We start from the raw sequence: 9842 nt of genomic DNA on the forward strand, positions 1-9842 counted from the left end.
TTGGATTGGCGAGGCATGAAAACTCCTTTGGTGGAATGTTATGCCTTGCACACAAAATTTCTGACAGGCTCGGAAACGGCAGTTGAACCAACCGAAAAACTGAAGAAACCCAATATCCATGCGAGTTTCCAAAGACTTCGCGTGACTGCAGAGCAGTTCCAGATGGGTGAGTCTGGAAAGCATGGAAACTCAATGCGTGACAGGCAGTTGCTCGAATTTTGGGGATTCAACTGCCGGATTTAGGGTGAATTGCTCTTTGGTTACCGGACCTGGGATGAGCTCTTCAAGCATTTGCTTGCTGAGTTGCGGCAGGGCCGCTTTGCCGCTCGCTGCGGCTGTCTTGGATTGGCGAGGCATGAAAACTCCTTTGGTGGAATGTTATGCCTTGCACACAAAATTTCTGACAGGCTCCCAACCAAATCCTATCCGCATTTGTCTGCTGACATTCACGGTCAGTCATCAACGCGCGCTCCAGGCAGACGTGTTTCCTTCTATCGTTTGATGTATAAGATCAACGAAATCAAGGAACATCTTTGGAGCGATGGAAAGATCCTCACATGCCCATCGCGCTCTTGCCCTGCTCCACAAGCAGGGCTTCCTGCGCACCCGCGACTTGGACACCATCGGCGCGCCGCGGGTGGTGCTGACACGTTTGTTCACTTCCGGGCAGTTGGAGCGTGTCGGGCGCGGCCTCTACCGTTTGCCAGGCAACCCCATGTCCGAGCACGAGGACCTTGCCACGATTGCAGTCAAGGTTCCCAAAGCCGTGTTCTGCTTGCTGACGGCACTCCAGTTCCACGAACTGACCACGCAACTGCCTCGCCAGGTTTGGATTGCCATGCCTCGTGGCAGCCACACCCCACGTATCGAGCACCCGCCGATCAAGATGGTGCAGATGGCGGGTGATGCCTATGCCTTGGGCATTGATGAGCACGAACGCGATGGCGCCAGACTGCGGATCTACAGTGCCGCCAAAACCGTGGCGGACTGCTTCAAGCACCGCAACCAGATCGGCCTGGACGTGGCCATTGAGGCGCTGAAGGCTGCCTGGAAGACACGCAAGGCTTCAGCCGATGACCTATAGCGCCATGCCAAGGTCTGCCGGGTCGCAAATGTAATGCGTCCCTACCTGGAGGCGGTTTCGCATGAGTGACCACGCCGCCTTGATTCGCGCTTTCTGGGCAAGCCGATCCGTGCATTCGGATCGAGACGTCGTTGTCAGCGAACGGCTCGAATAAGGCAGCCCATCATGGCACTCGACCACCTCACACTCTCCACATACCGCGATCGGCATCCTGCATGGCGATTGCTGGCCTCGCCACATGCGCCATTGGTAGCAAGCTTCCTATACCGGGTGTTCGTTGCACCGAACGTGCGGCTGACGAGCGAAGCGGATCTGGCCGAAATGCTGGAGGACGAGCTGTTTGCCCTGCGCGAACAGCTCGGTGCCGAGGTGTATCCGAAAGCCGCAACTGAATACCTGAATGATTGGTGCGCGCCGGACAAGGGCTGGCTGCGCAAGTTCTACAAGTCCGGTACCGACGAGGCCCAGTTCGATCTCACCCCCGCCACGGAAAAGGCCATCGCCTGGCTAGTGTCGCTGACCGAACGGCCTTTCGTCGGCACGGAATCGCGCCTGCTGACCTTGTTCGCGCTGCTGGAGCAGATCAGCACCGGAAGCGAGGCCGATCCAGCCAGGCGCCTGGAGGAACTGCGTCGCAAGCGGAACGAGATCGATGCCGAGATCGACCGCGTCCTGTCCGGCGACGTGCCGCTCATGGATGACACGGCCATCAAGGATCGCTTCCTGCAATTCCAGCAGTTGGCGCGCGAACTGTTGAGCGATTTCCGCCAGGTGGAACACAACTTCCGCCAGCTCGACCGCAGCGTCCGCGAGAAGATAGCGTTGTGGGACGGCAGCAAGGGGGCTTTGCTCGACGAAGTCATGGGCGAGCGCGACGCCATCGGGGATTCCGACCAGGGGCGCAGCTTCCGTGCATTCTGGGATTTCCTGATGTCCAGCCGTCGCCAGGAAGAACTGTCCACACGGCTCGACCAGATCCTCGACCTGCCCGCCGTGGCTGCGCTCAAGCCGGAGCCGCGCACCCGCCGGGTGCACCACGATTGGCTGGAAGCGGGCGAACATACCCAACGCATGGTGGCGCAGTTGTCGCAACAACTGCGCCGCTTCCTGGATGACCGGGCCTTCCAGGAAAACCGTCGCATCCTCGAACTGTTGCGCAACATCGAGACCAAGGCGCTGGCCTTGCGCGACATGCCACCGACCGGCGAAGTGATGCTCCTCGACGAGATGGGCGCGGACATCGCCTTGCCGCAGGAACGCCCCCTGTTTGCGCTCCATGCCAAGCCACGCCTAGCGGAACTGATACTTGAATCCGGCGAAGACGACGACATCGACACCACACGCCTGTTCGACCAGCACGTGGTGGACAAGACCCGCCTGCGTGAGGCCCTGCGGCAGGCATTGCGCCAGCAGTCGCAGATCAGCTTGCGCGCGCTGCTGGAGACGCAGCCGCTGCAACAGGGATTGGCCGAACTAGTAACCTGGCTGGAACTGGCCCACGCAGGCAGCCGCGGGCTGGATGGCCTCAGAGCCACGGTGGATGACGATGTGCAGGAGATCATCGAATGGGCCGTGCAGGACGCGCCTGGCTCAACGGTACGACGGCGGGTGCGAATGCCCCGCGTGATTTTTACGCGTTGAATGCAAGCTGCGACGGATAGAGCGGAGACCCATGAACGATATGCACCAGGATGATCCAGAAGGCGGCATTGAGTCGCGCCCGCCCGTTGTAGCGGAACTCTCGCAACTGATGGTGCATTTGCTCAAGGGCGTGTTGTACCGTCAGGACGACGAGCGCCTATGGGCCAGCCTGTTGAGCCTGCAAGCGCGGGTGCGGGAGCAGGCGGCGGTGTTGTTGCTGGATCTGGTGCTGGACGAAGCCGAGGGGTACGCCTTCCTCAAAAGCCAGCCGGAGCCGGAGCATGCGGACGCCACACCTCGTCCGCCACGCCTGATCGCGCGACGGCCGCTGTCCTACCCGGTCAGCCTGATGCTGGCCTTGCTGCGCAAGCGCATGGCCGAAGCCGACGCCAGCGGCGGCGATACCCGGCTGGTGCTGTCACGCGAGGAGATCGCCGAATTGATGCGCGTGTTCCTGCCGGACGGCACCAACGAGGCGCGCCTCATCGACCAAGTGGATTCGACCATCACCAAGGTGGTGGAACTGGGTTATCTGCGCAAGCTAAAGCCCGCTGCCGGCGCAGCTCAGCAGGCACCTCGCTACGAGGTGGGGCGCATCCTCAAGGCGTTCGTCGATGCACAGTGGCTGGCCGACTTCGATGCGCGCCTGGAGGGCTATCGCACCGCATTGTCAGGTGCCGATCGCGACAAGGATGCCGGTCGATGAACGATTTTTCGCCACAGGAGCTCGATTTCGTGGCCGACGACAGCCGCGTCGGCTTTCGCCTGCAGCGGCTGGAAGTCCTGAACTGGGGCACATTCGACCGGCGCGTCTGGCGCTATGAACTCGATGGGCGTAACGGCCTGCTCACTGGCGACATCGGTTCGGGCAAATCCACTCTGGTCGATGCCGTCACCACGCTGCTTGTGCCAGCGCAACGCATCGCCTACAACAAGGCCGCCGGCGCCGAGACGCGTGAGCGATCACTGCGGTCCTACGTGCTGGGCCATTACAAGAGCGAGCGCAACGAAACCACCGGCAGCGCCCGCCCGGTGGCGTTACGCAACACCACCAGCTACAGCGTGATCCTGGGCGTCTTCCGTAACGAAGGCTACGGCCAGGCGGTCACACTGGCGCAAGTCTTCTGGTTTCGCGAACCACAGGGCCAGCCCGCGCGCTTGTTCGTGACTGTAGAGCGGGAACTGTCCATCACCGAGCACTTTTCCGGATTCGGCAGCGACATCAACGGCCTGCGCAAGAAGTTACGCGCGATGGGCTGCGAACTGAACGACAGCTTCCCGCCCTACGGCGCCTGGTTCCGCCGCCGCTTCGGCATCGAGCACGAGCAGGCGCTGGAACTGTTCCATCAGACGGTTTCCATGAAATCGGTTGGCAATCTGACCGATTTCGTGCGCAGCCACATGCTCGAACCGTTCGACGTGGGGGGCCGCATCGAGGCACTGCTCGGCCATTTCGATGACCTCGACCGCGCCCACCAGTCGGTACTCAAGGCAAAGCGCCAGATCGAGTTGTTGACTCCGCTGGTGGAGGATGGCCGTCGCCACGGGCAAGTAGCCGCCGAGATCCAGGCGTTGCGCGAAGGACGCGATGCACTACGCCCGTACTTCGCCGGCTTGAAGGCAACACTGCTGGAGAGGCGCCTGGAATTGTTGACCCAGGATGCGACGCGCTGGGATGCCCGCATCAAGCAACTGGGAGAGCAACGAGACAACGCCCGAATCGAGCAGGGGAAGCTCGAAGGCGCACTGCGCGAGAACGGCGGCGACCGACTGCAACAACTCGCTGCCGCCATTCAGCAGCAGGAGGCAGAGAAACAGCAACGGCAGGAGAAGGCGGACGCGTACTCCACGCTATTGACGCGCATTGGAGAAGCAGCGCCGGGAGACGAAACTGCTTTCATGACACAAAGATCCTCCATCGGAGAACACGCCGAAGCGCTGCGCACAAGCATTGCGGACCACGATACGCAGATCAATGAAGACGGATATGCGCTGCGGCGGGGGCAGGAAGAACACAAAGCGCTCAGCGACGAGATCGACAGCCTTGCGCGTCGCAAAAGCAATATCGATGCGGCCCAGGTACGAATCCGCGACGCATTGTGCGCCGCCTTGTCCATCGCCGAGGAAGACCTGCCCTTTGCCGGTGAACTGATCCAGGTGCGCGAGGACGAACGCGACTGGGAGGGCGCGGCCGAACGCCTGCTGCATGGCTTCGGCCTGTCCCTGCTGGTGCCGGATGCGCACTACAAGGACGTGGCCGATTGGGTGGAACGCCAGCACCTGGGCACACGTCTGGTGTACTTCCACGTGCGCGCGCGCAAGTCCACGCAGGCCGTCAGCCTGCACCCCCAGTCGCTGGTGCGCAAGCTGCTCATCAAGCCCGACACGCCGCACTACGACTGGCTGGAACGCGAACTGCACCACCGCTTCGACCTGGCCTGCTGCGACAGCACCGAGCAGTTCCGCCGCGAGACCCGCGCCATCACACGCGCCGGACAGATCAAGGACCCGAGCGGACGCCACGAAAAGGACGACCGCCGCCGCATCGACGATCGAAGTCGCTACGTGCTGGGCTGGAGCAACGCCGACAAGTTGCGCACCTTGCGTGACGAACGCGAGGGCCTGGAGCAGCGACTGGGCGACATTGGTCTGCGCATTGCCAACACACAGCGATTGCGCGGGCAATGCCAGGCGCAACTGGAGGCCTTGGCCAAACTCGAAGTCTTCACCCGCTACAGCGAGATCGACTGGCAGGCACCGGCGCGCGAGATTGCCCGGCTGACCGATGAACGCGACCGCCTCAAGGAGGCCTCCGATACCCTGCGGGAACTGGAAAGCCAATTGGCTCAGGTCGTTGAGCGCCTGAAGGAGATCGAAGGCGATCTTGGCGAGGCACAAGGCAAACGCGGAGAAACCCGCAGCAAGCACGAAACTGCCCAGGCACAGTATGCGCAGGCTCTCGAAATCCAAGCGCAAGCCGCACTTGACGATGTGTTGCTGCAATCTCTTGAAGGCTGGCGCGCCGAAGTCCTAGGCGACCACCAGCTCTCGGTGGAATCCTGCGACAACCGCGAACAGGACGTGCGCAACGGCTTGCAGGCGCGCATCGATGCCGAAGACAAGCGTCTCTCGCGCCTGACCGAACGCATCATCAACGCTATGCGCGGTTTCAAGGAGGCCTTCAAGGCAGAGACCGCCGAGATCGACATAAGCCTGGCCGCGCTGCCCGAGTTCGAGCGCTTGATGAAGGATTTGCGGCACGACGACCTGCCGCGCTTCGAAGCGCGTTTCAAGGAGTTGCTCAACGTTAATACCATCAACGAGATCGCCAATTTCAACGCCCAGCTCGCGCGCGAGCGGGAAACGATCAAGGAGCGGGTCGATGTCATCAACCAATCCTTGCAGGTGATCGACTACAACCCCGGGCGCTACATCCGGCTGCTGGCTCAGCCCAGCCCCGATGCGGAGATCCGCGACTTCCTGCAGGATCTACGTGCCTGCACCGAAGGCGCGCTGAGCGGCTCGGAAGACGAACAGTATTCCGAGACCAAGTTCCTGCAGGTCAAGGCCATCATCGACCGCTTCCGGGGGCGCGAAGGACTGGCCGAAATCGACCGGCGCTGGATGCAGAAGGTGACCGACGTGCGCAACGGCTTCCTGTTTTCCGCCAGCGAGCGCTGGCGCGAGGACGATGCCGAACACGAACACTATTCCGACTCCGGCGGCAAATCCGGCGGGCAGAAGGAGAAGCTGGCCTATACCGTGCTGGCCGCCAGCCTGGCCTACCAGTTCGGCCTGGAATGGGGGGCGGTGCGCTCGCGCTCGTTCCGTTTTGTCGTGATCGACGAAGCCTTCGGGCGCGGCTCGGATGAATCGGCCCAGTATGGGCTGGAACTGTTCCGCCAGCTCAACCTGCAACTGCTGATCATTACGCCGCTGCAAAAGATCCACATCATTGAGCCCTACGTGTCCAGCGTCGGCTTCGTGCACAACGAGGGCGGCCGTGAGTCGCGGCTACGCAACCTGAGCATCGAAGAGTACCGGGCACAGAAGGCTGCTACCACGGGAGGCACTGTATGACATGGAGCCAGCCCGCCGACCTTCGCGTGCAGGTCGAACGGCTGTGGCAGCGCGGCGAGTTGCTGCGTGCCGTGGTCGGTGACGGCGCGCTGGGCTGGCCGTTGCGGCTGTCGCTCAAGTCGCCGTCCGCCGCCGATCTCAGCAACCGTTTCGATGCAGTGCGCGGCTGGGTGCGGGAGATCAGCGCCATGCCGCGCGTGCGCATCGAATGGCGCGAGTGGACGCACCGGGTGCAGGGCCGGCAGCGCCTGCCGGACACGCTGTGGATCGATGCGGTGGACGATGCACTGGCGATGATCGGCAAGACCGGCGATGCCCTCCGGTTCCAGGCGCTCTGGCAGCAAACTGCCGAAGCGCAACCCACACTGCTGGCATGGCTGCACAGATCACCGTTGCAGACCTTGGCGCTGGCCGAACGCTGGCCACGCCTGCTGGCCGTGGTGGCCTGGGTGCAAGCCCATCCGCGCCCAGGCGTCTATCTTCGGCAGGTTGACGCGCCGGGCGTGGACAGCAAATTCATCGAAGCCCATCGCGGTACGCTGGCTCAGTGGCTGGATCTGGCTTTGCCGACGGAAGCCATCGACCACGCTGCGGCCGGGATGGCGGGGTTTGCCCGTCGCTACGGCTTTCTCGGCAAGCCCGCCCGCATCCGCCTGCGCTTGCTCGATCCGCAGCTGCTCCAGCTTCCCGGCTGCACGGGACTGACCGACATCACCCTGGATGAGGACAGCTTCGCCACGCTCACCTTGCCTGCGCAGCGTGTTTTCATCACCGAAAACGAGGTGAACTTCCTAGCATTCCCACCGGTCTCCAGTGCCATCGTCGTGTTCGGTGCCGGCTATGGCTGGGGAGCGCTCGCCCGAGCCAACTGGCTGCATCGCGCCTCTCTGCACTACTGGGGAGACATCGATACCCATGGCTTTGCCATTCTGGACAGCCTGCGCAAGTATTTCCCGCTAGCCGCTTCGTTCCTCATGGACCGCTCTACCCTGATGGCCCACGCACTTCAATGGGGTGAGGAGCCCCTCGACAAACGCCATATGTTGCCCTTGTCCCGACTGGTCGATGAGGAGGCAGCTCTCTACGACGACTTGCGTAATGACCGAATCCGGCCACAGCTGCGGCTGGAACAGGAACGCATCGGCTATCGCTGGCTATGCGCGGCGTTGGCGACAACAGTCCAGGACGATTCTCGGCCGTAGCGGTATGTCCTGCCGATGTCGTCAGGGCGTGGTCGATTCGACGAACGCCGGCTCGAAATCCAGCAGGTCGGTACCGCGCATGCCCAATCCCCGGGCCACTGCGCGCCAGCCCGCCACGGCCTGGGCCACTTCACTCCAGATCGCCTGCGCTTGCACAGCATCCAGCCTGAAATACGACGCGGCGGCCATCAGCATGTCACGGCTGTCGATGACGCCTGTGTCCTCGGTCAGCCATGTCTTGCTCTCCCGACGGTCGCCCGGCATCGGGTTCAGGTCGAAGGCCGGCGACAGGCGCCAGCCGCGCTGGCGCGCGTCGTACAGGAAGCCGGTGTTGCGCAGGTGGTCGTCGGTATTGCAGATCAGGAAATTGAAGACCAGTCGCCGCCACAACTCATGGATGTCGGCGATCGGATCGGCGCCCGACTGAAGCAGCACGTCCACCAGTTCCGTGTAGGCATGCGTCGCGTCGCGACCATCGGACTGGAGCATCGTCGCGGCCGACACGTAGGGGATGCGAGCGCCGTCGTCGGTGCGGTCGAAACGCCGGATGACGGCGACCGCCGTGCTGCCGATCACTTCCACGCGCGCCGGCGCCACCCGGATGCCGGCCTTGGCCGCCAGTTGCATGGCCAGCACTTCGCCCCGGATCACGTCGCGCCGGTCCGCCTGGCTTGGAAACTTGCCGACCACCAGGCGTCCATCGGTGTCCCGCACCGTGGACTTCGGCCTGGCACCACCCAGCGACGTGCCTTGCCCCAGCAGGTAGCGCAGGTCCTGCGCGCTTTCCGTTCCGTCTTCCAGGGCGCGGGCCGCGTGGAGCACCTTGTCCAGTTCCACCAGCGGTGGCACATGCCGTTTCGCTCCTCCGGCGCGCAGGTAGGCGCCAGATTGCGGATCGAACAGGCGCAGCGCGCCGATGCGCGCCTCGTCATCCACCCACATCAAGAAGTCCACCGGGTCCAATGCAGGCGTGTCGCGGTCTTCCTGCCGCAGCTTCGCATGGGCGCGTCGGATCACACGCTCGCCCCAGGCGTCGGGCGCGGTGTCCTCCAGCGCGAGGAAGAACACCTGCCGGGGATGCTGCACGCCGGCCACCGGCTGGAGGTCGGGCGACAGCGTGAAGAACCGGGCATCCCGCAGCCAGCCTTCGTTGTAGCTGAACGCGCTGCGCCGGCCGCTGCCAAGATGCAGGCGCCCCACGACCAAGCCACTCGCCCCCAGGTGGACTTCGAGGTCCGGACGTCGTGTGGGCCGAGGCGTTGCCATCAGAAGCCCTCCAGGTCATCGGCAGGCGTGCGCGCATCGCCTTTGTCAACGACGGGTGCTGTCTGCCGCTTCCTGCCGGCAGAGGTGCGTACCCGCTGCGGCAGTTGCTCCCGCACCAGTTCCATGCCGAGCGTATCGTTCTCCAGGGTCATCGCCTGGACCAGGTCATCGAGCCGGCCCAGCACGTGCAGCGCGCGCAGGAAGGTGTGCAGCGCGGTGCCGGGATAGCCATCTTCCATGCGCCTAACGGTGCTCAAGGACGTGCCGATGCGCTGCGCAAGGTCTTCCTGGCTCAGGCGGCGCATGCGCCGCGCCGCCGAGATGTCCTGCCCCAGGCGGCGCAGCGCGCGCGCAACAGGCTGCGGCATCGCCACTTGCGCACCAGAGCGCTTTTGATCGGAAGAAGACATCTTTTATAGCCTCAAATATGAGCTTATTTTTTAAATAAGCGCTCATATTTGAGCACAAAATGGCAAGCAGTCAACCCAAAGTCTTGTCCAACGAGGTATGAGCCCAATACTGTTTAGTTAAAACAAATGCTTGGTTTTGGGTCGCATGGCTGATTGATG

Annotated in this window: 8 protein-coding genes; 6 read left to right on the forward strand and 2 right to left on the reverse strand. The window is 62.9% G+C overall.

Annotation, left to right across the window (positions count from 1 at the left end; translation table 11 throughout):
- The 6 genes from PY257_RS10110 to PY257_RS10135 all read left to right on the forward strand — a co-directional run.
- The coding region (locus tag PY257_RS10110; protein WP_275741336.1) for a hypothetical protein at positions 1 to 243 on the forward strand (243 nt) is incomplete at its 5' end.
- Positions 244 to 541: 298 nt separating this feature from the next.
- A complete protein-coding gene (locus PY257_RS10115; RefSeq protein ID WP_275741338.1) occupies positions 542 to 1084 on the forward strand; it encodes a type IV toxin-antitoxin system AbiEi family antitoxin domain-containing protein in 543 nt (180 codons plus the stop codon).
- Between the two features lie 165 nt (positions 1085 to 1249).
- Positions 1250 to 2725, forward strand: a complete 1476-nt coding sequence (locus PY257_RS10120) for a DUF3375 domain-containing protein (protein ID WP_275741340.1) — start codon at positions 1250 to 1252, stop codon at positions 2723 to 2725.
- Between the two features lie 31 nt (positions 2726 to 2756).
- Positions 2757 to 3431 (forward strand): DUF4194 domain-containing protein, encoded by a 675-nt coding sequence (locus tag PY257_RS10125; RefSeq protein ID WP_275741342.1) that lies wholly within the window; start codon positions 2757 to 2759, stop codon positions 3429 to 3431.
- Positions 3428 to 6805, forward strand: coding sequence for an ATP-binding protein (locus tag PY257_RS10130; RefSeq protein WP_275741350.1), 3378 nt, complete (start codon positions 3428 to 3430; stop codon positions 6803 to 6805). Before PY257_RS10125 ends, PY257_RS10130 begins: the two co-directional genes overlap by 4 nt.
- Positions 6802 to 8007 carry a DUF3322 domain-containing protein gene (locus PY257_RS10135; RefSeq protein ID WP_275741344.1) on the forward strand — a complete coding sequence of 402 codons (1206 nt, stop codon included), beginning with the start codon at positions 6802 to 6804 and terminating at the stop codon, positions 8005 to 8007. The genes PY257_RS10130 and PY257_RS10135 overlap by 4 nt, the downstream gene beginning before the upstream one ends.
- A 21-nt stretch (positions 8008 to 8028) precedes the next feature.
- Here the strand turns inward: PY257_RS10135 and PY257_RS10140 are convergent, their stop codons facing one another.
- Together PY257_RS10140 and PY257_RS10145 are read right to left on the reverse strand one after the other, a co-directional pair.
- Positions 8029 to 9273, reverse strand: coding sequence for a type II toxin-antitoxin system HipA family toxin (locus PY257_RS10140; protein WP_275741346.1), 1245 nt, complete (start codon positions 9271 to 9273; stop codon positions 8029 to 8031).
- Positions 9273 to 9683: a helix-turn-helix domain-containing protein gene (locus PY257_RS10145; RefSeq protein ID WP_275741348.1), complete on the reverse strand. Its 411-nt coding sequence runs from the start codon at positions 9681 to 9683 to the stop codon at positions 9273 to 9275. Before PY257_RS10145 ends, PY257_RS10140 begins: the two co-directional genes overlap by 1 nt.
- Between the last annotated feature and the right edge of the window lie 159 nt (positions 9684 to 9842).

It is taken from the genome of Curvibacter soli, assembly GCF_029211125.1.
Lineage (GTDB): Bacteria > Pseudomonadota > Gammaproteobacteria > Burkholderiales > Burkholderiaceae_C > Curvibacter_A > Curvibacter_A soli.

Excerpts from the sequence above, each read along its gene's own strand:
- PY257_RS10125 (WP_275741342.1), top strand. The coding sequence starts at position 2,757 with ATGAACGATATGCACCAGGATGATCCAGAAGGCGGCATTGAGTCGCGC.
- PY257_RS10120 (WP_275741340.1), top strand. The coding sequence starts at position 1,250 with ATGGCACTCGACCACCTCACACTCTCCACATACCGCGATCGGCATCCT.
- PY257_RS10145 (WP_275741348.1), bottom strand. The coding sequence starts at position 9,683 with ATGTCTTCTTCCGATCAAAAGCGCTCTGGTGCGCAAGTGGCGATGCCG.
- PY257_RS10115 (WP_275741338.1), top strand. The coding sequence starts at position 542 with ATGGAAAGATCCTCACATGCCCATCGCGCTCTTGCCCTGCTCCACAAG.
- PY257_RS10130 (WP_275741350.1), top strand. The coding sequence starts at position 3,428 with ATGAACGATTTTTCGCCACAGGAGCTCGATTTCGTGGCCGACGACAGC.
- PY257_RS10140 (WP_275741346.1), bottom strand. The coding sequence starts at position 9,273 with ATGGCAACGCCTCGGCCCACACGACGTCCGGACCTCGAAGTCCACCTG.
- PY257_RS10135 (WP_275741344.1), top strand. The coding sequence starts at position 6,802 with ATGACATGGAGCCAGCCCGCCGACCTTCGCGTGCAGGTCGAACGGCTG.